The sequence below is a fragment of the Paenibacillus tritici genome (assembly GCF_013204885.1).
GTDB lineage: Bacteria > Bacillota > Bacilli > Paenibacillales > Paenibacillaceae > Paenibacillus_AQ > Paenibacillus_AQ tritici.
This window is the reverse complement of record NZ_JABMKX010000003.1, coordinates 298,353-321,421: the sequence shown is the minus strand read 5'-3', so window position 1 is coordinate 321,421 and position 23,069 is coordinate 298,353. Positions and strand designations below refer to the sequence as shown.

26 protein-coding genes are annotated in these 23,069 nt (G+C 52.8%); 17 read left to right on the top strand and 9 right to left on the bottom strand.

What is annotated here, in order from left to right:
- Positions 1-45: 45 nt before the first annotated feature.
- Entirely contained in the window at positions 46-603 is a 558-nt protein-coding gene (locus tag HQN87_RS06935; RefSeq protein ID WP_173129757.1) for a hypothetical protein, read from the bottom strand.
- A 162-nt stretch (positions 604-765) separates the two neighbouring features.
- Between HQN87_RS06935 and HQN87_RS06930 the strand changes: the two genes are divergently transcribed.
- From HQN87_RS06930 to HQN87_RS06915, 4 genes are all read left to right on the top strand, one after another.
- Positions 766-1,341, top strand: a complete 576-nt coding sequence (locus HQN87_RS06930; protein ID WP_173129756.1) for a TetR/AcrR family transcriptional regulator — start codon at positions 766-768, stop codon at positions 1,339-1,341.
- Between the two features lie 160 nt (positions 1,342-1,501).
- Positions 1,502-2,167 carry a ribonuclease H gene (gene rnhA, locus HQN87_RS06925; RefSeq protein ID WP_173129755.1) on the top strand — a complete coding sequence of 222 codons (666 nt, stop codon included), beginning with the start codon at positions 1,502-1,504 and terminating at the stop codon, positions 2,165-2,167.
- A gap of 71 nt (positions 2,168-2,238) precedes the next feature.
- On the top strand, positions 2,239-2,907 hold the full coding sequence (locus HQN87_RS06920; protein WP_173129754.1) for a uracil-DNA glycosylase: 669 nt from the start codon (positions 2,239-2,241) through the stop codon (positions 2,905-2,907).
- 31 nt (positions 2,908-2,938) lie between these two features.
- Positions 2,939-3,343 carry a hypothetical protein gene (locus HQN87_RS06915; protein WP_173129753.1) on the top strand — a complete coding sequence of 135 codons (405 nt, stop codon included), beginning with the start codon at positions 2,939-2,941 and terminating at the stop codon, positions 3,341-3,343.
- 378 nt (positions 3,344-3,721) lie between these two features.
- Here HQN87_RS06915 and HQN87_RS06910 read toward each other — a convergent pair whose 3' ends face one another.
- The gene (locus HQN87_RS06910) at positions 3,722-3,874 is read right to left on the bottom strand and encodes a hypothetical protein (RefSeq protein WP_173129750.1); all 153 of its coding nucleotides are present in this window, start codon (positions 3,872-3,874) and stop codon (positions 3,722-3,724) included.
- A gap of 37 nt (positions 3,875-3,911) precedes the next feature.
- Positions 3,912-5,048: an AI-2E family transporter gene (locus tag HQN87_RS06905; RefSeq protein WP_173129748.1), complete on the bottom strand. Its 1,137-nt coding sequence runs from the start codon at positions 5,046-5,048 to the stop codon at positions 3,912-3,914.
- Between the two features lie 146 nt (positions 5,049-5,194).
- Between HQN87_RS06905 and HQN87_RS06900 the strand changes: the two genes are divergently transcribed.
- Entirely contained in the window at positions 5,195-5,668 is a 474-nt protein-coding gene (locus HQN87_RS06900) for a general stress protein (protein WP_173129744.1), read from the top strand.
- A 7-nt stretch (positions 5,669-5,675) separates the two neighbouring features.
- On the opposite strand, the gene HQN87_RS06895 is transcribed toward HQN87_RS06900, so the two are convergent.
- Complete coding sequence (locus tag HQN87_RS06895; protein WP_173128933.1) at positions 5,676-5,987, bottom strand: hypothetical protein; 312 nt, start codon at positions 5,985-5,987, stop codon at positions 5,676-5,678.
- 400 nt (positions 5,988-6,387) lie between these two features.
- Here HQN87_RS06895 and HQN87_RS06890 point away from each other — a divergent pair, with 400 nt between their 5' ends.
- The 5 genes from HQN87_RS06890 (at position 6,388) to HQN87_RS06870 (ending at position 11,744) form a co-directional block, all read left to right on the top strand.
- Positions 6,388-7,149 carry a DeoR/GlpR family DNA-binding transcription regulator gene (locus tag HQN87_RS06890; RefSeq protein ID WP_173129740.1) on the top strand — a complete coding sequence of 254 codons (762 nt, stop codon included), beginning with the start codon at positions 6,388-6,390 and terminating at the stop codon, positions 7,147-7,149.
- 39 nt (positions 7,150-7,188) lie between these two features.
- Complete coding sequence (gene pfkB / locus HQN87_RS06885) at positions 7,189-8,100, top strand: 1-phosphofructokinase (protein WP_173130172.1); 912 nt, start codon at positions 7,189-7,191, stop codon at positions 8,098-8,100.
- Positions 8,101-8,146: 46 nt separating this feature from the next.
- Positions 8,147-10,096 carry a PTS fructose transporter subunit IIABC gene (locus tag HQN87_RS06880; protein ID WP_173129737.1) on the top strand — a complete coding sequence of 650 codons (1,950 nt, stop codon included), beginning with the start codon at positions 8,147-8,149 and terminating at the stop codon, positions 10,094-10,096.
- A 144-nt stretch (positions 10,097-10,240) separates the two neighbouring features.
- Positions 10,241-10,741, top strand: a complete 501-nt coding sequence (locus tag HQN87_RS06875) for a Crp/Fnr family transcriptional regulator (RefSeq protein WP_173129734.1) — start codon at positions 10,241-10,243, stop codon at positions 10,739-10,741.
- Positions 10,742-11,057: 316 nt separating this feature from the next.
- Entirely contained in the window at positions 11,058-11,744 is a 687-nt protein-coding gene (locus tag HQN87_RS06870) for a YitT family protein (RefSeq protein WP_173129731.1), read from the top strand.
- A gap of 117 nt (positions 11,745-11,861) precedes the next feature.
- On the opposite strand, the gene HQN87_RS06865 is transcribed toward HQN87_RS06870, so the two are convergent.
- Complete coding sequence (locus HQN87_RS06865) at positions 11,862-12,596, bottom strand: class I SAM-dependent methyltransferase (RefSeq protein WP_173129729.1); 735 nt, start codon at positions 12,594-12,596, stop codon at positions 11,862-11,864.
- Positions 12,597-12,674: 78 nt separating this feature from the next.
- A complete protein-coding gene (locus HQN87_RS06860) occupies positions 12,675-12,950 on the bottom strand; it encodes a PQ-loop domain-containing transporter (protein WP_173129727.1) in 276 nt (91 codons plus the stop codon).
- Positions 12,951-13,087: 137 nt separating this feature from the next.
- On the opposite strand from HQN87_RS06860, the gene HQN87_RS06855 reads away from it, so the two are divergent.
- Both HQN87_RS06855 and metE read left to right on the top strand, forming a co-directional pair.
- The gene (locus tag HQN87_RS06855) at positions 13,088-13,948 is read left to right on the top strand and encodes an undecaprenyl-diphosphate phosphatase (protein ID WP_173129725.1); all 861 of its coding nucleotides are present in this window, start codon (positions 13,088-13,090) and stop codon (positions 13,946-13,948) included.
- A 193-nt stretch (positions 13,949-14,141) separates the two neighbouring features.
- Entirely contained in the window at positions 14,142-16,442 is a 2,301-nt protein-coding gene (gene metE, locus HQN87_RS06850; protein ID WP_173129723.1) for a 5-methyltetrahydropteroyltriglutamate--homocysteine S-methyltransferase, read from the top strand.
- 179 nt (positions 16,443-16,621) lie between these two features.
- Here metE and HQN87_RS06845 read toward each other — a convergent pair whose 3' ends face one another.
- Positions 16,622-16,774 (bottom strand): DUF1540 domain-containing protein, encoded by a 153-nt coding sequence (locus HQN87_RS06845; protein WP_076079942.1) that lies wholly within the window; start codon positions 16,772-16,774, stop codon positions 16,622-16,624.
- A 368-nt stretch (positions 16,775-17,142) separates the two neighbouring features.
- Between HQN87_RS06845 and HQN87_RS06840 the strand changes: the two genes are divergently transcribed.
- Positions 17,143-18,282, top strand: a complete 1,140-nt coding sequence (locus tag HQN87_RS06840; protein WP_254075385.1) for a DUF4349 domain-containing protein — start codon at positions 17,143-17,145, stop codon at positions 18,280-18,282.
- A 116-nt stretch (positions 18,283-18,398) separates the two neighbouring features.
- Here HQN87_RS06840 and msrB read toward each other — a convergent pair whose 3' ends face one another.
- Together msrB and HQN87_RS06830 are read right to left on the bottom strand one after the other, a co-directional pair.
- A complete protein-coding gene (gene msrB / locus HQN87_RS06835) occupies positions 18,399-19,385 on the bottom strand; it encodes a peptide-methionine (R)-S-oxide reductase MsrB (RefSeq protein WP_173129718.1) in 987 nt (328 codons plus the stop codon).
- A gap of 97 nt (positions 19,386-19,482) precedes the next feature.
- Positions 19,483-20,094, bottom strand: coding sequence for a TVP38/TMEM64 family protein (locus HQN87_RS06830; RefSeq protein ID WP_173129716.1), 612 nt, complete (start codon positions 20,092-20,094; stop codon positions 19,483-19,485).
- Positions 20,095-20,244: 150 nt separating this feature from the next.
- Between HQN87_RS06830 and HQN87_RS06825 the strand changes: the two genes are divergently transcribed.
- The 4 genes from HQN87_RS06825 to HQN87_RS06810 all read left to right on the top strand — a co-directional run bounded on the left by HQN87_RS06825 (position 20,245) and on the right by HQN87_RS06810 (position 23,032).
- A complete protein-coding gene (locus HQN87_RS06825; RefSeq protein ID WP_173129713.1) occupies positions 20,245-21,180 on the top strand; it encodes a Gfo/Idh/MocA family protein in 936 nt (311 codons plus the stop codon).
- A 30-nt stretch (positions 21,181-21,210) separates the two neighbouring features.
- Positions 21,211-21,537: a protein YxiS gene (yxiS, locus tag HQN87_RS06820; protein ID WP_173129710.1), complete on the top strand. Its 327-nt coding sequence runs from the start codon at positions 21,211-21,213 to the stop codon at positions 21,535-21,537.
- 125 nt (positions 21,538-21,662) lie between these two features.
- On the top strand, positions 21,663-21,980 hold the full coding sequence (locus HQN87_RS06815) for a winged helix-turn-helix transcriptional regulator (protein ID WP_173129707.1): 318 nt from the start codon (positions 21,663-21,665) through the stop codon (positions 21,978-21,980).
- Positions 21,981-22,309: 329 nt separating this feature from the next.
- Entirely contained in the window at positions 22,310-23,032 is a 723-nt protein-coding gene (locus HQN87_RS06810) for a hypothetical protein (RefSeq protein ID WP_173129704.1), read from the top strand.
- Positions 23,033-23,069: the final 37 nt, after the last annotated feature.

Here is a 23,069-nt window from a genome sequence, read left to right as displayed (position 1 = left end):
CCCGGTCAACTTGCCCGAAGCGGAGCACCCCTGAACAGTCTGGATTTATTGTTTCACTTCAGTTACACCGGTTACCTTACCCTGGTCTGATGCCGAATAGGTAGCCTGGTACTTGGCATCGGAGAAATACACATTGCCTTCGATAGTCGCATTCACTACCGCGAAGCCGTCCGCCTCCACATAGACATCACCCACAAAGGTGCCGCCCTGAATCCGGGCATTCTCACTGCGGATCGTTAATTTGGGCGCTGTGAGCTTGAAGGAATTCGTGATGTTGTGATCGGCATCCTGGGTATAGAGCGCGATTTTGCGGGCAGGCTCTTCCTTATTGATGAACTGTCCGTCTACCACAAGCTCCTCGGTGAAGGTCAGATCGTTCAGGGTTGCTGCAATCCAGGTGCCGTCTTTGCTGATCGCTTTCTTGAAATCCTCCCCGTTATTGACCACCGAAGCCGAGGTTACAGCATCCGGGGCGTCTGTAGCGGCGGCGGTATTGCCTGGGTTTGCGGGCGTATTTGTATTTGCCGCGTTGTTGTTCGAGTTGCCGCATCCGAGGATCAGGGTCAGGGTGAATGCCGCAAGCAGTACTGCGATCTTTCTCATGTGAATAACCTCCTTGGGGTGTGTAATGCTTGAACGTGCTTTTGCTTTAAAATTAATATAGAATGATTAGTGCGGAATTAATGTGATGTATTTAACATTGGTAACATAATATTTACCGAGCGTTCTATAAATGGTAAAATAGACCCCGAAAGGAGCATGATCATGGCGAGAAGCAAAGAATTTGACATTGATGATGTTTTGCTCAAGGCAATGAATATTTTCTGGCAGCAGGGTTACGAAAAAACCTCGATGCAGGATCTTGTAGCCGGCATGGGAATTCACAAGCGAAGCATGTATGATACCTTTGGAGACAAGCATACCTTATATATAAAAGCGTTGGAGCGGTTTGCATCCATTCAGAGTTCACGGCTGGAGAGCCGTATCGAAGGGATTACTTCCGCCAGAGCTGCGCTCCGCCTCTTATTTGAGGCAACGATCCTTAGAGCTGAAGCGGAACCGAAAGGCTGCATGCTGGTGAATACGGCTGTTGAGCTGTCGAACCATGATCCGGAAGCAGCTGCCAGAGCCAATGAGGCCTTCCTGAACACTGAAGGTCTGATGGAACGGCTGATCCTGCACGGGCAGGAAGCCGGGGAGCTCTCCTCCCGTTACGAGGCTGCGGCGCTTGCCGCTTACCTGCATAATGCCCTTGTCGGACTGCGGGTGATGGTCAAGGCCACCAGGGATAAAGACAAGCTCCAGACAATTGTTGACACTACGCTTGCCGTGCTGGAATAACACTGCCGTAATAGTATGAACGCGCCTGCTGCGAATTATCCAATTTATATTTCAGATTACCAGCAGGCTCTGAGGTGTATTTGTACTTCAATATCGCGTTTGTTTGGATTACAATATGATTTCGGACGATTGTTATGCCCGTCAGGAGGGAACGCGAGGAATGGCTAAGCAGAAATACTATGTTGTATGGGAAGGCAAGCAGCCTGGAGTCTACAGCACATGGGCGGAATGCCAGGCGCAGACGGATCATTATACCGGAGCGAAATACAAGTCCTATGAGAGCAAAGCGGCTGCCGATACGGCCTTCAAGGCAGGCTGGAAGGGCAACTGGGGAACAGGTGCAGCGTCCTCCGGTGCGTCCGGCAAGAGCAAGACAGCCCGGACCTGGAGCCGGAGTGCAGGTGTCGAGACCTCTGAAGAGATTGATTATGACAGCATCTCGGTGGATGTCGGAACCCGGGGGAACCCCGGACCTGTGGAATACAAGGGTGTGGATACACAGACCGGGGACGTTATTTTCTCCTGCGGTCCGATCCGCAAGGGGACGAATAACCTCGGAGAGTTTCTGGCGATTGTTCATGCACTGGCTCTGCTTAAGCAAGAAGGCAGCAGCAAAACGGTCTATAGTGATTCGGTAAATGCGATGAAATGGGTCAAGCAGAAGAAGGTAGCCACAACCTTGCCCCGCGACGCGTCTACAGAGGAGATCTGGGTACTGATTGACCGGGCGGAGAGCTGGCTGCGCAGCCATACCTATGACAACAAGGTGCTGAAATGGCAGACGAAGGTATGGGGAGAGATCAAGGCGGACTATGGCCGCAAATAAGTTCCTCTTATTTTGGTTAATAACAGATAATGAAACAATACTAACCGTAGAGTATGTGGGAGGAGAATAGGATGTTTGGGAATGATTGGGATGAGGTGCTGCAGGAGGAGACGCAGAAGCCTTATTTTGAGGAATTGCGGTATGCCCTGGCACGTGAGTACAAGCAGTATACGGTCTATCCCCCGAAGGACAAGCTGTTCTCGGCGCTGAAGCTGACGCCTTACAGTAAGACCCGGGTAGTCATTCTGGGACAGGACCCGTATCACGGCGCGGGACAAGCGCATGGCCTAAGCTTTTCGGTAGAGCCTGGTGTACGGATTCCGCCGTCTCTGCGCAATATCTATGCCGAGCTGCATAGTGATCTCGGGGTGGCGGTGCCGAATCACGGATCGCTGCTGCATTGGGCGGAAGAAGGGGTGCTGCTGCTTAATGCAGTGCTGACGGTACGGGAAGGCCAGCCGAACTCGCATAAGGGTCTGGGCTGGGAGACCTTCACGGATGCGATTATGGAGAAGCTGAATGAGCGTACGGAACCGATGGTGTTCATCCTGTGGGGCAGTCATGCCCAGCTCAAGGGAGCGGCGATCGACCGCAGAAAACATAAGGTTATCCAGTCTACACATCCGAGTCCGTTCTCTGCGCACCGCGGATTTCTTGGCAGCCGTCCGTTCTCGCAGGCGAACCAGTATCTGGAGCAGCATGGGCTTACAGGCATAGACTGGTCCATACCGAACGTATAAGCAGCACAGGCACAGCGAAGGGGGTGGAGCCATGAAGCATTGGGTAGGCAGACCGGTCATTATGTACTGCGGAGAGCAGCCATATACGATCATGAAAGGCGTTCTGCGCAGATGGGATCTTGCAGCTTCGGTAGCCGTCATTGGACATCAGGAGATTGCCGTCCCTTTTCGCGATATAGTGTATATCAAAGCCCTGGCTCCCAAAGAGAGGGCGTTGCCCCCGGTTCTCCATTCCGTAGGATACATAATGAGAGAACGCCAGCAGTTTGACAATGCCGTCTATTTCAAATCAGCGGTTACCGTCTGGAGAGGGGATCAGCTGGTTGCACTCAATGCGACCATCGTCGCCCATACCAAAGGTGCGGTTACGCTGCGTGACGGCCAGAACCTGCCTAAGGGCAACCACATCTTCGTGGTCCGCTCCTTGCGGGGCTGAGATACCGGCGCGGAGGTATTACCACATGCAGCAAGGCGGGCAGGTCCCCATATCGGAGACCTGCCCGCCTTTTCGATTTAACATGGATGAATGCGGTGGAAGAAGCGCTGATTTGAGCATGAACGTGAATGACCCCAGGTGATGCTACTTAGAGCATGAGCGCGAGAGTCCCGCTGTAATGATACCGGGAATTAGTTGGATTTTGTCCACTTGCTGATGAACGAATGGCCGCGTCAGGAACAGCAGTTGGAAAAACAGCACTTAAATAATCACATTTCACCCAAGTTAGCAAAAACCAATAGAATTAGATGCCGTTTATCCACTTGCTTCCGGGTAATCCTCCGAAATGGGCAAATTAGGATACGTTTATCCACTTGCTTACATAGGTGGCGATCCGCACTCAGCAGCCCCGACCTCGGCAATCCCATGTCGGTCCGCACTAGCCTCCGCCCCGGCAATCCCCGTGTCGGTCCGCACACAGCAGTCTCCGCCCCGGCAATCCCATGGCGGTCCGCACACAGCAGCCCCCACCTAAGCAATCTCCCCAGGCGGTCCGCCAGAGAACGTGTTACACCTTATCCTCCTTGGTGATCTCAATCTCAATCCCCGGCGGAGCGCCGGACTCGGCAACGGCCTGGTCCACACGTTCCGCGACAATGATCTCGTAAATACTCATGAAGAGGATTTTGAGAATCATATATACCGGAAGCGCAATGAGCACGCCGATAATACCATAGAAGTCGCCGCCTACCAGTACAAGCACAACGGTTGTCAGCGGATGGACATCCAGTGACTTTCCGTAGATGATCGGAGACAGCACATTATCCTGAATCTGTTGCGCGATCAGAACGACAACCAGCGACCAGATAGCCATCGAAGGGGATTCAATGAACCCTACGATAATAACGGGAACCGCCGCCAGCAGTGAACCGACATAAGGAATAAAGTTCAGCGGAATGGAGATTACGGCCAGCAGGAGCGAATAAGGCAGGCCGATCAGCAGGAATCCGATGTAGAGCAAGATGCCCAGCACCACATTGAGCAAGACCCGCGTAACGATGAAGCCGCTGAGCGCAGTGTCGATAGCCTTCAGGATATCCTGGCCTTCCTTGCGGTATTTTCTCGGGACCAGACCCTGAAGAATCGGCGATAGCTTGTGGCCATCCTTCAGCATGTAATAGAGAAGGATCGGCAAGGTTGCGATAACCACCACAATGCTGGAGACGACTGAGATGAGATTGGACATCGAATTGGTTACCCAGTTAATAGCCTCATTCAGATAATCGGTCAGGCGTGTGGTCATATCCGTGTCGCCCTTGAAGAAGCGGGAGAGTGACGGATCATTCTGCAGCTTGTTGAACTGATTCTGTATACCCTCTACCAGAAAAGGCGTATTGTCGATGAAATTCTGGATCTGCTCGCGCAGTGTCGGCCAGACCAGCACCCAGAATAGGACGAACAGCCCGGCAAACACCAGATAAATCAGCAGAACGGCGAGCCCGCGGTTGATTTTTTTGGTCCCCAGGTAATTGACGAGCGGCCGCAGCAGATAGAACATGAAGCCTGACAGCATCATCGGTACGAGCAGCAGATTAATGATAGATACGAGCGGCGTGAATAGAAAAATGACCTTGGAGCCCAGATACAGAATCGTCAAAAAGGCGATAATGGCCAGGCAGGTCCGGAAATACTTGCTTTGAAGCACAGCAGCCCCCCCTGTCTCTTAAGATAGTTTATGTATACGTATCTTTATAACCGAATTAGAAGAGATTGATTCACTTCGGGCCATAACCCCGCCAGGTTCAAGCCTCAGGCAGAGTGGTAATACCAAGATTACAGGAGGGATGCCGAGTGCCTACATTGGTATTGGGGATTTTTGGACACCGGAGTGATGCTGCGCTTGCAATCGAAGAATTGAAGGAGAATGGAATGAAGGCCAAGCATATATCCGCAGTCACGAAGCAGAAAAATACACTGGAGATCATCAGCCATGATACCGGAATTGGCGCTGCACAAACGGGGCTGGGGAACGGGGGCTTGTTCGGTACAGCCCGCGGCCTTGGAGTGGGGCTGGATATGGTGGCCGATTCTGCGGTCGCCGCAGGTCCGGCAGCACGCAAGCTGGCGGGGGCAGAGCTGGAGACAGATAGTCTTGCGGTTAGTCTGATCGGGATAGGAATTCCGCAGGAGGACGCAGAGGCCTATGCCAGACATGCTAATCTGGAGCATATTATTGTGATCGTTCTCCTCTCCGATGAGGAGCTGAGGGAGAGTGTAGAGGTTATTTTTGCGAAGCATAATGTAATACCACTGGGTTCAGACTAACCAGAGATCAGCGCAGCCGGCGGGATTTTCGTCGGGCTGCTTTTTTTGTGCGCGACTGCACGAACAGAAACGGGTCCAGACCCGTGCCTCCCTGTCCGCCGGTTTCCTTGGTCACCTGCTTGGCTTTAACCAGTGAGAGAAAAGCGAACAGTTCCCCGAGAACACCGAAGCCGGCGGAAATAATCGCATAATCCTCAGCACTGAGCTCCTCGGTTTCCAGGAGTCCGTCACTGTCTGCTCCTGCGTTGTTGTAATTGCCGCCGGCATTGTTGCCAATGCCGCCTGCGCTGCCGTATCCATTGTTCCTGTTGTAGGCCATCTCCTGTTCACCCGCTTTTCCCCATATGTAATATAAATATGTCGCGGACTGCCGTTATGAAATAGGCGAATAGGAGGTAATTTGCTGCCCACGCCCGGAATGAACCGGAATGATCCGGGATGAAATGAGCAATAATGAGCATAGATGCGCCAATGCTTACGGAATTAAGCTGGAAGGTCTTCAAACGAAAGGGAAATTGAAGCCTTTTGAGGGAGGGAAATAAGCATAAAAAAGCTCTTTACAGCTTATGAAAACGCTGTTACAATCATAAATGAGCACAAATGATCAATAATAGTCAATAATGACTGTTAACCAGTCCATCTTATAATCCAACTCAAATAGACGATGTGTATATAGGAATCCGGCAGCGGGTAGCTGCACATCCTAAGGAGTGAGCTGCATGTTTGAAGAGGAACGCAAGCGGATGATTCTGCAGTATATCGAGATGCATACAAGAGCCTCTGTTCAGGAGCTGGGCCAGGAGCTGTCCGTCTCTGAATCCACCATCCGCCGGGATCTGCGGGAGCTGGAGGAAGCGCGGCTGCTGAAGCGTACGCATGGCGGGGCGGTGTCTCTGCAGAGTGTGAATTATGAAGCGGCTGTTCCCGATAAGGAAGACCGGTTCCTGGAGGAGAAGCTGCGGATTGCACGCAAGGCTGTAGAGATGATAGAGGAAGGCGATGCGATTCTTCTGGACGGGGGAACCACCACTCTGCACATTGCCCGGGCGCTGAAATCGTTCCGTGATCTCAAAGTAATCACCAACTCGATCATGGCGCTTAATGAGCTGAAGGATTGCCGTCATATCGAGGTTTCGATTACAGGCGGGATGCTGCGGCCGGACACCATGGCTTTCGTCGGACCGATGACGGAACGCTCGCTGGATATGGTACGGGTTGACAAGGCATTCCTGGGGACCAACGGGCTGGATATACGCGAAGGCATCACGACGCCGAACATGCTGGAAGCCGCCACCAAGCGCAAGATGATCGCTGTGGCGAAACAGACGATCCTGCTGGCAGACCATAGCAAGATCGGGCAAATCTCCTTCTGCAAGGTTGCGGATCTGACGGAGATGGACCACTGTATTCTCGACACGGATACCCCGGACAGCTTCCGCCGGCAGCTTGACAAGTTGGACGTTGATTATACGTTGGTGTGATTGGATCGCAAGACAAACATTATAAATGAGGGATGAATGATGATTTACACTGTGACACTTAATCCTTCCGTCGATTACATCGTGGAGGTTGAAGAGCTTACACTAGGCGGGCTCAACCGGATGAAGCGGGATATGAAGCTGCCCGGCGGGAAAGGAATCAACGTATCCCGTGTGCTGAAGCAGTTAGAGGTTGAGAATACGGCAACCGGATTCCTGGGCGGCTTTACTGGGGGATACATTGAGACCTGGCTGCGCCAGGAGGGGATATCCTCCGATTTCGTTCCTATAGAGGATGACACACGGATCAATATCAAGCTTAAGGCCGGTCAGGAGACGGAGATTAACGGGGCCGGGCCTGTAATTACGGAGTCTGAGACTGCTTCTCTGCTGCACAAGCTGGATGCTCTGAAGCCGGGGGATATTGTGATCCTGTCGGGGAGTACGCCACCTTCGCTTGGCGGAGATTTCTATAGCAGGCTGATTACGGTATGCAAGCAGAAGGGCGCGGAGTTTGTCATTGACACCACCGGGCAAGCGTTGCAGGATGCTCTGCCCCACGGACCGCTGCTGGTTAAGCCGAATCACCATGAGCTGGCTGAACTGTTCGGCGTTCAGATCCGCACTAGGGAGGAGATCATTACTTACGGACGCAAGCTGCTGGAAGGCGGTGCCAAGCATGTGCTGGTCTCCATGGCTGGCGAAGGCGCATTGTTTATATCGGAGCAGGGAGTCTACCATGCCAGCGCTCCTGCAGGCCAGGTGAAGAATTCAGTGGGTGCGGGTGATTCGATGATTGCCGGGTTCGTGGGCACCTTGTCACTGACAGGGAACGTGCTGGAAGCCTTCCGGGCCGGTGTTGCTTCAGGGAGTGCGACAGCGTTCTCCGATGATCTGGCAGACAGAGCGCTCATTGAACAGCTTCGGCCGCTGATTGTAATGTCTCCGCTATGAATTACAAAGGTAAGAAGTTCAAGTACATTCGGGGAGTTGAGCATTTATGAAAATTACAGATTTGATGATCCAGGACACAATGATCATGGAGCTGCAGGCTACGACCAAGGAAGCCGCCATCGACGAGCTGATTGCAAGTCTCTCGGCCAGCGGACGCATTAATGATGCGAAGCTGTTCAAAGATAAAATACTGGACCGTGAAGCCCAGTCCAGTACAGGAATCGGCGGGGGCATTGCGATGCCTCATGCCAAGACTACAGCCGTTAACGAAGCCACGGTGGTCTTCGCCAAGAGCAGCGCCGGAATCGACTTCGCTTCTCTGGATGAAGCACCGGCTCACTTGTTCTTCATGATCGCCGCACCGGACGGAGCTGGAAATATGCACCTGCGGACACTCGCAGCATTGTCCAGGCTGCTCATTGAAAGCGAGTTCATCGAACAGCTTATGGGAGCCAAGACTCCTGCTGAAGTGACCGCCTTGTTCGATGCCAAGCAAGCGGAGGCAGAAGCCCAGGCCGAAGCGGAAGCCAAGGCATCTGCTGTGAAGGCTGCACCGAAAGCCGCCGCTCAGGCGCCGGAACCGGCACGGATGATTACAGGGAATCCGGATTCACAGAGCTTCGTGGTTGCTGTGACAGCGTGTCCTACAGGAATTGCCCATACCTTCATGGCAGAAGATGCCCTTAAGAAGAAGGCCAAGGAGATGGGAGTTAATATCCGTGTCGAAACCAACGGCTCGGAAGGTGCGCAGAATGTGCTGACGGCGGACGAGATCGCCCGGGCCAGCGGAGTCATTATTGCCGCCGACAAGAACGTGGAGATGGAGCGCTTCAACGGTAAGCCGGTACTCCAGCGCCCGGTAAGTGACGGTATCCGTAAGTCAGAGGAATTGATCCGCATCGCTGTCAAAGGAGACGCGCCGATCTACCGCGGCTCCGGCCGCAATGAAGAGGGGACAGCGTCCGTGAAGTCCGGTTCTATTGGAAGCAAAATCTACAAGGACCTGATGAACGGCATCTCGCATATGCTGCCGTTCGTGGTCGGCGGAGGTATTCTGCTGGCTATCTCATTCCTGATTGAACAGGTTGCCGGTGTGGATAATCCGCTGGTTAAGCTGCTCCAGACCATCGGGGGCGGTGACGGAGCCTTCCACTTCCTGATTCCCATTCTTGCCGGATTCATCGCGATGAGCATTGGTGACCGCCCTGCGCTTATGCCGGGTATGGTCGGCGGGATTATGGCCCTGAATGCCAACGCCGGATTCCTGGGCGGCCTGGCTGCCGGATTCCTGGCCGGTTATGTCGTAATTATGCTTCGCAGAGCCTTCTCCGGTCTGCCTCGTACCCTGGACGGTCTGAAGCCGATCCTTCTGTATCCGGTGTTCAGCCTGCTGATTACCGGGGCAGTCATGTTATATCTGCTCAATCCGGTATTCAGCTGGATCAATACAGGGATGATAGATACGCTGAATCACCTGGGCACAGGCAACAAGGTTCTGCTGGGCCTGGTGCTTGGCGGTATGATGGCCATAGATATGGGCGGCCCGTTCAACAAAGCGGCTTATACCTTCGCTATCGGCGTATTCGCCTCCAGCGGCAACACGAACGGACTGATGATGGCTGCTGTTATGGCCGGAGGGATGGTGCCTCCGCTGGCGATTGCACTGGCTACCTCGTTCTTCAAGAACAAATTCACCGAGACTGAACGTAAATCCGGTTTAACGAATTATGTACTGGGCTTGTCGTTCATCACTGAGGGAGCAATTCCGTTCGCTGCGGCAGATCCGCTGCGGGTGCTCACCTCCTGCATCATTGGTTCAGCGGTGGCCGGCGGACTTACCCAATTGTGGAATCTCAATGTTCCCGCACCGCATGGCGGGGTATTCGTAGCCTTCCTGTCCAACAATGCGGCGCTGTTCCTGCTGGCCGTAATCATCGGTTCCGTGATCTCCGGGCTGATGCTGGGACTCTGGAAGAAGCCGATTGCGGCCAAATAATAGATCATGTCTATCCCCGGAACCGCCGGGAAGCAGAGAATTTCATCTGTTTCCCGGCGGTTTCTTTGCTTGCCACTCCATTTTACTGTCGTATTTCGGTATAATCAGAAGTATACATACAGAGAAGGTAAAGGAGAATGCGAAATGATTCTGCACAGAGGTGAAGTCTTGTTCCGGCAGGGAGATGGCGGCCAGAACCTGTTCAAGGTCAAGAGCGGGCTGTTCAAGGTCACGAGACTGCATGAGAACGGGAACATGGTACTGTTCAACCTGCTATACCCGGGTGAGACGGTCCCGCATCATTCCCTCATTTCGCCGAAGGAGGCGCATGGCACAGCAGTGGCGATGATGAAAAGTGAAGTCGAGCTCATTCCGGCTGCGGAGTGGTACCGCGAGCTGCGCGAGGACCCCGATAAGGTGATGGAGGTCGCCCTCCTGCTTCAGGAGAAGGTCCGGTTCATGCAGACGAGGCTCGACCATCTCACGGTTGGAACGCCCGGGGAGCGGATGGCCCTGCTGACCCGCTGGCTGACTGAATATTCACATGGCGCCCAGCTAACAGATCTGCTGACACAGGAAGAGATCGGACAACTGATCGGTGTCCGCCGCGAGACCGTCAACCGTCTGCTCCGGCATCAGGGCTGATTGCCCATTTTTGCTGGAAACTGTTTAGAATGGCCCCTCCGCGTGGTATAATCTATTCAGAACATATCAAACTAAAGAAAGGATCAGGATACCATGTGTCCCCGAAGGACGATTCCCCAAAGGACGATTTGGAAACGTTATGATCTGTCTTACACTTAGCTTCCCTGTAGAATGTGCGCGAATCGTTGTTCATTGACGAGGCCGTCTCTGCGAGGGAAGGGGAGTATTGTATGCGAAGGAGCAACACCTCCGGTTTAACCCGTCGTAGAGGCTGGTGGGACGTCTAGCCGCCATTTACGATAAGGGGAGACCGAGTATGAGGAAACAAGACAGTGGCATGGGTTTGCCGCTTCGACTAGCTGTTATTTTGTCTGGAACATTATTGCTTGCATTTACGTATTATCACATCAATTATCAGAACCACTTGACCGAAGGCGGATTCGTAGGTTTGTCGCTGCTAGGCAAGTATGTACTGGGGATTTCGCCATCACTAACCATTCTGGTCCTGGACATTCCAGTACTCTTAATCGCAATCATCTTCAAAGGAAAATCCTTCGTGGTGAACACGTTCATCTCCGTCATAGCCTTCACGGTATTCTACGGACTGATGGAACGTTATTCCGGATGGGTGATTGATCTGCAGGATAACTTGCCGGTTGCGGCACTGTTGTCCGGTGTACTGACAGGTCTTGGAGCGGGAATGGTCCTGCGAGGCGGCGGGGCGAGCGGCGGTGACGATATTCTGTCGCTGCTGATCAGTGAGTGGAAGGGAATTAAGGTGGGAACCGTATTTATCCTGATGGATGTAATCGTACTGGCATTGTCCCTTTTCTATATGCCTGTAAGAGAAACCTTGTATACAGTGATGGCTGTAGTAGTCGCCGGTTATGTAATCACTTTTACAACTTCTCTGGGCAGACCGAAGCGGGTCAAAGCACCGAAGATTCAGTCCGCACTAGCCAAGACTCAGGATAACAAGGTTAATGTAAACAATGCAGTGTAAACTCCGTAATACGCGGGGATGATCAAAGGTCAGCGGACCTTAAGTCCGGCTGGTCTTTTTTTTGTGAAAAACCTGCCGAAACGGTACCATCCCCGCAGCACATAAGCTTCCTGTTCGTTACAGCTTCACCGCAGACAGCAGCAGGAACATCGGACGCCGGGTCTCCTCCTGCCAGGCTGCATTCTTCTCCAGCATTTCAGGCGTAGGCTGCAGCTCCGATATTCGCTTCAAGGTGAAGCCGGAATCTATCAGCGTATTTAGGTAGGTGGCGGTGGTCCGGTGGTATTTGGCCACTTCATGATCGAGGAAGTTGGCCTGCCGCAGCCCCTCCAGATGATAGTTGTCCACAGGCCAATGCTGCTTCTCCCCGTCCGGGCTGTAGTGCCAATCCTGCGCAGCCAGCGCGGTGTAGATTGGATGCTCGACCGAGAATACGAAGGCTCCTCCGGTCTTCAGGCAATGCTGCACCTGGCGGCAGAGACTGCCGAAGTCTTCAATATAGTGAATTGCCAGCGAGCTGATAACGGTATCATATGAATCTGCGCCAAAGGCGGCATCCTCAATCGCCAGCTGAAGATACTCAATCTTCGGATCGCTGGTCATGGCTCTAGCGCGCTCCAGCATATTGGCGGAGAGATCTATGCCCACCACAGAAACAGCTCCCTGCTCCCGGGCATACCGGCAGTGCCAGCCGAAGCCGCAGCCGAGATCCAGTACCCGCTGGCCTGACAGCTCAGGCAGCATCCCGCGGAAGGTATCCCATTCTCCGGCAGACTCCAGTCCGCCCGTGGAGCGCGGCATTAAGCTGTAATTCTCAAAGAAACCCGAGTCATCATATTTATTCTGCTTCATTACACTGAACCTCCCAATCGCTCACTTCTTATAGAAAGTATATCGCACATCGGGCCGGAACGCAGGTACAGTATTGCTCTATTTGCTGCGGGTCCGGTAGCGGAGAATCAGAAGGACAACCATGGACACAACTGCCAGCGACAGGGAATTGGTGATCAGAAAAGCAAGTCCAACCCCCTGCGCGGCCAATTGAACCGCATAAGCTTCCATTAGTAGGATGCCCAGCAGCATCAGCAGGTAGGACTTCAGGCTAAGGTCTGCGACAGACTTGGTCTTGATTATCTGTACAATCTGTGGAATCCAGCCTACAGAGAGTATAATGCCGCCAATCAGCTGCATAACCGTGAATACCATGCGTACACCCCGCTAATCTTCTTTTAGTATGATGTATGCTCCGGGAGCAATAGTGGTTCTGCCGGGAAAATTGTAAGTTTCAGAAATAGCTGTGGATGTTTACAGTTATTAAGAAGACCAATCAAAGGAGGATAACCATGGAGCTGTTGACCATTGTCAAAGCAATTATATTGGGAATTGTAGAAGGCCTTACCGAATTTGCTCCGGTATCCTCGACGGGCCACATGATCATCGTGGATGATATGTGGCTCAAATCCCAGGAGTTCCTGGGAAAGTATACGGCGAACACGTTCAAAGTAGTGATTCAGCTCGGCTCCATTCTGGCGGTAGTGATCATCTTCCGTAACCGGTTCATTGATCTGCTCGGGCTGAAGAGATTAAGCCGCAAGGAACTGGCAGTAGTCCCTGAAGGACAGCCCCCGGCACCTGCCGAAGGCCGGCTGAAGCTGGCTCAGGTCATTGTAGGACTGATTCCTGCCGGAATCTTCGGTTTTCTGTTAGAGGATTATATTGATGAACATCTGTTCTCCACCTCTACCGTACTGATTGGACTTGTGGTCGGGGCTATATTTATGATCTGTGCCGACCGGTTTGCACCTAGAATCACCACCACAGAGAGTGTCGATCAAATTACATATAGGCAGGCGCTATCGGTCGGATTGATCCAGTGTATCTCCCTGTGGCCGGGCTTCTCGCGTTCGGGATCGACGATCTCAGGCGGTGTTTTGCTGGGCATGAGCCACCGGGCGGCGGCCGATTTCACCTTCATTATGGCCGTGCCTATTATGGCCGGAGCCAGCCTGATCTCCCTGCTGAAGAACTGGCAGTACTTCACGCTGGACGCCTTGCCGTTCTTCGTTGCCGGCTTCATCAGCGCCTTCGTGTTCGCGCTGGTGTCGATGCGTTTCTTCCTGAAGCTGATCAACCGGGTCAAGCTGCTGCCCTTCGCGATCTACCGGATTGTACTTGCAGGTGTGGTCTATCTGGTCTGGTTCTGATTCGGGCGGTACGGACAGCTTAAGCTGCACCTCCTTCGTGGAGAGTGCGGCTTTTTGCTGTTCCGCTATAGGGAATCTGTATAACTGGAATCGCCGGAATCTGTTGCCGGGCGCGGGATCCGTGCAGTAAGATGGCATCAGATTAAGGGTTACAGGCATAAGCGAAAGAACAATATAAGAGGAGTGGACACCTATGAGCAAGGGATTAAAGACAAGCAGCCTCGGTTATCCGAGAATCGGCAAGAACCGTGAATGGAAGAAACTGCTGGAAGCCTATTGGGCCGGTAAAATTGATGAGCAGAGCTTCCGCTCGCAGATGGAGGAGATTCAGCTTCAGCATTTGCAGACCCAGCAGCAGGCTGGAATTGATCTGATTCCTGTGGGGGACTTCACCTTCTATGATCATGTACTGGATACTGCCGCGATGTTCGGTATAGTACCGGCGCGTTACGGATATAAGGGCGGCGAGATTCCGCTTGACCTATACTTTGCCATGGCCCGCGGGAATGCCGGGGCTACAGCCTGCGAGATGACCAAATGGTTCAATACGAATTACCATTACATCGTTCCCGAGATCGGCAGTCTAACCCCTGCGCTGACAGAGAATAAGCCGCTGGCCGCTTACCGTTTCGCCAAAGAGCGGGCAGGCATCGAGGGCAAACCGGTTATAGTCGGACTTTATACCTTCCTTAAGCTGTCCAAAGGCTTCCCGGCCGCAGACATCGCAGCCGTTGCTGCACGTTTCCTCCCGCTGTATGTACAGCTGCTGCAGGAGCTGCAGGCAGAGGGAGTCGCATGGGTACAGATTGATGAACCGGCTATAGTGACCGGCTTGACCGCAGAGGAGATCGCTCTCTTGGAGAACATCTACGGCGGCATCAGCGCCGCTGTGCCAGGCCTTAACATTATGCTGCAGACGTATTTTGAAGCTGCGGAGCCGCTTGAAGCGCTGCTCGCACTGCCGGTGCAGGGGATTGGCCTTGATCTCGTCCATGACGGCGGCAAGAATCTGGAGTCGGTTGCACGCCTGGGCTGGCCGCAGGATAAGACGCTCGGCGCCGGTATTCTTGACGGCCGCAACATCTGGCGGGCAGATATTGATGCCAAGCTGGAGCTCGTTGCCAAGCTGCAGCAATATGTGCCTCAGGAGCGGCTGATTCTCCAGCCAGCCTCCAGCCTGCTGCATGTTCCGGTCACGGTTGAAGGAGAGGCTAAGCTCAAGACAGCGGTTAAGAATGCCTTGGCGTTCGCCAATGAGAAGCTTGCGGAGCTGGTGCTTATTGCGGCAGCCGCAAGCGAAGGGAAAGAGCGTTACGCCGCTGAGCTGGACCGCAGCCGTGAGGTGCTGGCTGTATTCCGCGCCCTTCCAGAGCGCGGGCGTGAGGATGTAGCAGAGCAGGTGCGTTCCCTGGCACAGCTGCCGGACCGCCGCAGCCTTCCCTTTGCAGAGCGCGTCAAGGTTCAGCAGGAGAAGTGGCGCCTGCCGCTGCTGCCGACAACAACCATCGGCAGCTTCCCGCAGACCGCCGAAGTCCGCCAGGCCCGCCTGAAATGGCGCAAGGGAGTCTGGAACCAGGAGCGTTATGACTTGTTCATCAAACGCCAGATTGCCGAAGCCATTACTCTGCAGGAGGAGCTTGGACTGGATGTGCTGGTACACGGTGAATTCGAGCGCACGGATATGGTGGAGTTCTTCGGAGAGAAGCTGGCCGGTTATCTCTTCACCGCAGGCGGCTGGGTTCAGTCATATGGCTCACGCTGCGTGAAGCCGCCGGTTATCTATGCCGATGTTGCTTTTATCGAGCCGATGACCGTCAAGGAAAGTCTATATGCCCAGTCGCTGACGAAGCTGCCTGTCAAGGGAATGCTGACCGGTCCGGTCACAATCCTGAACTGGTCGTTTGTCCGGGACGATCTCAGCCGCGAGGCGGTGGCGGGACAAATCGCCCTTGCCCTGCGCCATGAAGTATCTGCACTGGAGGAGGCAGGCATCGAGATGATCCAGGTCGACGAGCCGGCCATCCGCGAAGGCTTGCCGCTGAAGGCGAGAGATCACGAATACTACCTGAACTGGGCGGTGAAGTCCTTCCGGACGGCCACGAACCATGTCAAGGATACAACCCAGGTGCACACGCATATGTGCTACAGTGAATTCAATGACATGATCGGTTCGATCTCTGCCATGGATGCGGATGTGATCTCGATTGAGACCTCGCGCAGCCATGGGGAGCTGATCGTCAGCTTCGAGGAGCAGGAGTATGATAAAGGCATCGGACTCGGTGTGTATGATATCCACAGTCCGCGCGTACCTGTTGTAGAGGAGATGACTTCGGCTATCGAACGTGCGCTGCGCGTGCTGGATGTCCAGCAGTTCTGGATTAATCCCGACTGCGGACTGAAGACGCGGGGCTGGGAGGAGACTACAGCGGCACTGCGCAATATGGTGAAGGCTGCGGTTCTGGTAAGAGAGAAGAACGGTGCGGTTAGCCGTTAAAAAGCTATCAGCAGTCTGGACGTCTGCTTAAGGGTACAGAAAAACCACTGCAATCGGGATGACATCCCGGTTCCAGTGGTTTTGTTTTTTGCCGGAAACACTTGATAATAATTCTCATTCTTGATAGAATGAGAAAAGGAAAAGAAGGAACCGTGGAGGGTCCCTTCAATGTTCATTCATTATTTGCTTTCAAAGGTTTTGCAATCTGTTTCTTCAGATTGTGTAGGCTGCTTGGAGCTGTGATAAGCAACGAAGATGGACTCGGCGTTGCATTTGTTCTCTTCAGCCCAGTAGGTGCAAGAATTAACTGCGCACAATACGTCTTTTGCCATGAGGGTTCACCTCCTCTTATAGTTGTAGGCAACATAAACCGGCAAGAAAGAACTGAATACAGCTGTCCGGCAAGGTGGAGCTTGTCCGAACAGTGCCCTACCCTTATTCTAGTCGAATAGAATAGGGGTATTTGGTGTTTTTTTGCCGTTTTATCTCGTAATTGTAACAAATAAAGCGGGACTACGCAAACAGGACCCTGCACAGCGCAGCGGTTCTGTTTGTTATTTTCCGAATTGGGCTGCAACTTTCCAGCTTCTGGAACGTCAAAGGGATAAGCGCGGAGGAGACCCGAGAGAGAGAACGGCCTTTCGCTGCGGAAGCTGCATACTGGAAGCGTTATACAATTACATTTATTGGAGGAATGAACATGCGAAAATGGGGTCTGCATTATTTGTTGTGTTTATTGGTAATGGCGGTGGTTCTGTCGGGCTGCGGTGCGGCGGACCGGGATTCGAATTCGGCAGCACCGTTAGCAAATTCACTCACCTCTGAATCGGAGGCAGATGGTTCAACGGACAGCGTACCGGCGGCCAAGGAAGTCAGTGAAGAGAGTGCCAATACTGCGGGCGCTGTTAATGATCAGGCAGGACAGCAAGGCGGCGGTGCGAATCCGGCGGTGCCTAAACCGGGAGCAGAGCAGCAGGCAGACGCTTCAGCGGGATTCACCGGAACCGATGTGGTCGCAGGACTGAACAAGAAGCTGATCTATAAGGCTAACCTCAATATGGAGGTACCCGATTACGGGGCGGCACAGACAGAAGTGCGGAATATGATTACACTCGCAGGCGGCTATATTATTGAATTCTCGGAGAATATGTCCGAATACGAACAGGGCGGAACATTCGTCCTTAAGATGCCGGCGTCCGGCTTCTCATCATTTCTTAACAACCTGGAGAAGGTGAAGCATGATGTGCTGCAGAGAAGCATTCAGGGACAGGATGTCTCGGAAGAATATGTGGATCTGGAGTCCCGGCTCAAGGCCAAGCAGCTGATGGAGACGCAATATATTGATTTTATGAAAAAAGCGACCAAACCGGCAGATCTCGTACAATTCGCCAATCAGCTTGGGGCAATCCAGGAACAAATCGAACAGATCAAGGGCAGAATGCGTTATATCGACCAGAATGTATCCTTCTCGACTGTGGAGCTTCGCCTCTACCAGACGGAAGAGAGCCTTGCCGTCACGCAGACCAAGGCTCAGGGACCGCTTGCTGAACGGGCTTCGGAAGCGCTTAAGAGCAGCATGAAGGCATTGTCTGTGATGTTCCAGTGGCTTGTAGTTGTGCTGGCGGCTGCACTTCCTGTGCTGATTGTGGGCGGGGTGGTGGCGGCAATCGTCCTCTGGTTACGGAGAAGCTTGAAGCGGCGGGCGCAGGTTCAGAGTGAACAGATGCGCCAGAACAACCGTGAGTTGAACCAGGAGCGGCTGAACCCGCCCGCAGAGGCTTCAGAGGCGGCGGCTCCAGCTCCAGCTGAGAATGAGCTTGACAAGGATAATATTAAATAACCGCATCGGGCGGTAATGTATAACACAAAGCCTCCAGACCCTGATTACTGGGCTGGAGGCTTTTGGCTGAATTATATAACTGTCAGTATGGAGAGGTACCACCTTGATCACCTATATCAGGCATGCTGGAAAAGAACACGGTATTCGCCGTAGCCTTCCTTCTCCAGATCTTCTTTGGGAACAAAACGCAAGGCCGCTGAATTGATGCAGTAGCGCAGTCCGTTCGCACCGGGACCGTCATTAAAGACATGACCGAGATGGGAATCAGCAACCTTGCTGCGCACCTCGGTGCGGACCATGAGATGGCTGAGGTCGCTTTTCTCCTTGACCGCATAGTCACGGAGCGGACGCGTGAAGCTCGGCCAGCCGCAGCCGGAATCGTACTTGTCCTGTGAGCTGAACAGCGGTTCACCTGACACAATATCGACGTAGATCCCGTCCCCGTGATGATCCCAGAATTCGTTGCGGAAAGGGGATTCCGTAGCGTTGTTCTGTGTCACTTCATACTGCAGCGGGGTCAGACGCTCCTTCAGGCTCTTAGGGTCTTCCTTGTGCGTCCAATGGGCTTCGATAAAATCTTCCCGTCCTGAGCCCTTGCGGTAACGCTTGTAATGGCCCGGATTCTTGTGGTGATAGCCCTGGTGATATTCTTCCGCCGGGTAGAACGGCTTGGCCGGAAGAATCGGAGTCACAATCGGCGCGGAGAAGCGCCCGCTTGCCGCAAGGGCTGCCTTGGAAGCCTCGGCCTGCAGCCGCTGCTCTTCTGAATGGGTAAAGATGGCCGTCCCGTAGGAGGTGCCGCGGTCATGGAATTGTCCTCCCGCATCGGTAGGATCAATCTGCTGCCAGAACAGCTCAAGCAGCTTGCTGTATGGGAAGATATCTGGGTTGAACGTGATCTGCACAGCCTCGACATGTCCTGTCGTTTCCGAGCAGACCTCTTCGTATGTCGGATTTATGGTATGTCCGCCTGTATAGCCGGAGATGACCTCAACGATACCGGGGAGTTCTTCAAAAGGGGATACCATACACCAGAAGCATCCACCAGCGAAGGTGGCTTGTTCAGTCTTGAAGTTTATAGAATCAGATTGAAATTCACTCATTGTTATCCCTCCATCTGTAGAATGCAATTAAATAGATCACAATCTAATTATAAATCAAACAGAGGCTCACTGCCAGCATGCCGGAGATTCTTCAGGCTCAGCGGCCGGCAGAAGAGCGCGGACGCATGGATAATCCGGCAACGCTCAGCACCGCAAGGTACACAATGACAGCCAGGGCTGCACTGCGCGGATGCTGGAACATTTGTCCTCCGAGGAAGGCGTATAGGGCGATGCCGGGGATTTTGCCGAGAGCGGTGGCTCCGAGATAACTCCAGAACGGCAGTCCGGCAGCACCGGCATAGATATTCACGGCCATCTGCGGAATGATCGGCGCCAGCCGGGCGATCACTACGGAGGCAAAAGGGCGCCGCTGCACAGCTGCGGTGAATTTATCCAGCACGGAAAGGTTGTTCAGATAAGCCATGGACTGGTTCTGGAACATATATTTCACGAACCCATATACAAGGGCTGCAGCTATAGTCGTGGCAATCCAGCAGATTATGGCACCATTCAGGCTTCCATAGGCATATCCGAACAGACCGATGATGAGCTTGTAGGGCAGGACCGGGAACAGCGCCAGTACGGTGGCGGCGAGCATGGACCAAAACAAATTATGATCCTCTTTGAGCCAGGCCAGAATATCATACCTGTAGATAAACGCGAGGATGATGCACGAAACATACAGAATAACCGTTAGCCATTTGCTCATTGTACTATGCCCCTTCTTCTCTCCATTCATCTCATCATACTGAAAAAAAAGTAATTATTGAAGCAAAGATCATTGTCCCGGCAGCTTGTCACGGTATAATACACCTATAAGGGATAGAAATCACCCCCAAGTAGGAAGGGAGATGCCTTAATGAATAGTCCTGTCCGTAAAAGAGTGGCAATGATCGGCATCGGCGATATTGCCCGTAAAGTTTATTTACCGCTGCTCTCCCGGCATGATCAGACGGAGGTTGTAGGGGTACTCAGTCATTCTACAGCCACGGTAGAGCGTGCCGTTCAGGCTTATCGCCTTCAGAGAGGAACCACCGAACTGAAGGAGCTGCTGTCCTGGGATCTGGATGCGGTATTCGTACATAGCCCCACAACTACGCATTATGAAATCGTTACCTCTTGCCTGGAGCAGGGGGTGTCCGTATATGTGGACAAGCCGCTGTCCTATGATCTGGAAGAGTCCCGGCGGATGGCAGAGCTTGCAGAGAATAAGGGGCTGCTGCTGGGAGTGGGATTCAACCGCCGCTATGCCCCGATGTATGCGGCGGCCAAATCCTGGCTGCATAAGGCGGGAGGCATCAGCCAGTGCAGTGCTGTCAAACACCGGACGAAGCCCCAGCAGAATAGCAGTCATGAGACGATTCATGATGACCTGATCCATATGCTGGATCTGCTGCTCTGGCTGTCCGGCGGTGATTATGAACTGCTTCACGGCAGCTTGAAGGCGGATGCTGATGACAGGCTTTTGCAGGCTTCAGGGATGCTGGGCTGGAGTAACGGGACCACTGGCCACTACAGCATGGTCCGGGATGCCGGGGCCGATCTGGAGAAGCTTGAACTGCACGGGCACGGCAGATCCGTTGAGGTGACGGATATGGAACGGGTTATATTATATGAGCAGGGTTCATTGCCCCGCACGCAGAGCTTCGGCAGCTGGGATACTGTGCTGGAGCGCAGAGGCTTCAGCGGAGTGGTCAACCATTATCTGAGCAATATAGCGACCCCCGAGCAATGCGGCATATCTGCATCGGCCGTATTACCGAGCCATGAGCTGGCAGCGAAGCTAAGCCGTTGAGACCGGACTCGCAACAGAGAGGAGAACAACATGGAGGATTACGACAACAAGTCAATGGAAGAGCGGATTATCGAGAGCTATAAGCGGGATGAGGAAATGATGATTCTGGTGTTTGCCCAGTGGTGTGTGAATAACCGGCTGGACCCGCACGCCCTGTATCTGCAGGCCTATCCGCAGCAGGAGGGCAATCAGGCACTGGCCAGAGCGCTGGCGTTGACGGTGTCTGAGGAGGAAGCCGGATATATTTCGGATGATACGGTGCTGGGCGTACTTTCCCTGTACAGCAATGACGACCTAGCCTATGTGGTTACGGAGGCCATTCAGCTAAGGGAGAAGGCAGCAGACACCAAGGATTGACAAACGGGATATAATAGTTGTGGTTAATGAACTTTTTTTTGGTAAACGATGTTCATTCCAGAATAAATGTGGTAAAATTATATATACTAACTAATTGTAAGCTTCATATGTGAGAGGTGATAACCATGGAAGAACATCCACTTACGATGTGCCCGAGATTTGAAACGGCTTTTTCGTTTCTGGGCAAACGTTGGAATGGACTTATTATTCAGACATTGATGAGCGGCCCTAAGCGGTTCAAGGATATTTCCGGGCTGATTCCGTCAATGAGCGATAAGATGCTGTCCGAGCGCATGAAGGATCTGGAATGTGAAGGTATTCTGGTCCGTCATGTATACCCGGAGACTCCGGTACGGATTGAGTATGAATTAACGGTCAAGGGCCGTGCGCTTGAGCCGGTCATGCAGCAAATTCAGTCCTGGGCCGAGAGCTGGGTTGAATAGTAACGAGTTTTGATGACAACCCCTTGCCGGGAAGCCGGTAAGGGGTTTATTCTTTGTTAACAGCAGCCTGAATTTGCATTTTTAACAAATTTTATGTTCTGTTTAGTCAAATAAGACTTGCACTTAGGCCAAACCTGTGTAATATAATAGAACAAACTAATATTACGGATGTGGAAGCGTTAACAAAAGTAGGAAAAGCCCAAGGGTAAAGAATAAATGATGTTGGTAAGTATAGCGCTCAGGATCAAGAAGATGCTTTCGATGCAAGTTTTGAACGATGCTGATTCAAAGGATGTTTAAGCACACAAAACTTTTAGGAGGCGAGGATCATGACCATCACCTTGTTTTCCCGGGAAATAACCTATGGAAAAAAGGATGTCGCCGAACTGGAGAACGCTTCGATCAGAGTGCAGCTAATTTATGACAAGGTGTTGTTCATGCTTCATAGCCATCTCCCCGCTTCTCTATGGGATGCATGGATCGGTGTACCCTATGAGATTATATCTTCCCTATACAAAGGGGACAATGACAGCGGCAGCGTATTTCAGAAATGGATTCAAGGTCCGTCCGGCTGGAAATGTATCGGCTGTGAGAGGCATTGCCTGGAACCCGTCACGGATGGGGAAGGGGAGGCTTCCGGTCCTAAGCGCCGGTTTACTTTTCATAATGGAATTAGCCAGAGCATGGTACTCCAGGCTGTGATCTGGTCGATGTATGAGAATACCCTGCTGCTCCAGCCTTATTTGGGTGAAGAGGCTTTTCTGAGTGAGGAGGATCTGGAGCTGATTTCTGTCTATTTCGTGCCCACCTATCTGACACAGGCCCCCCTGATGGAGCTCAATAAACCCGCCAAAGAATATAAGGACAAGAATATCAGAGTGTACCAGGAATGGATCTCCGCCCCCGATCTGGTGCTGCAGTGGAATGGAGGCCTGACCGAAGGCAGATGGATGACAGGTGTATATGTGGATCATTCGCGGTTCGCCGGACTTGGCCCCTATCTGAAGGATGCACAAGGCAAACGGACCTATATGCAGGCGACAGTACAATAGATCACTGGGAGAGTGCTGCTCTCTATGTCTCATTTCG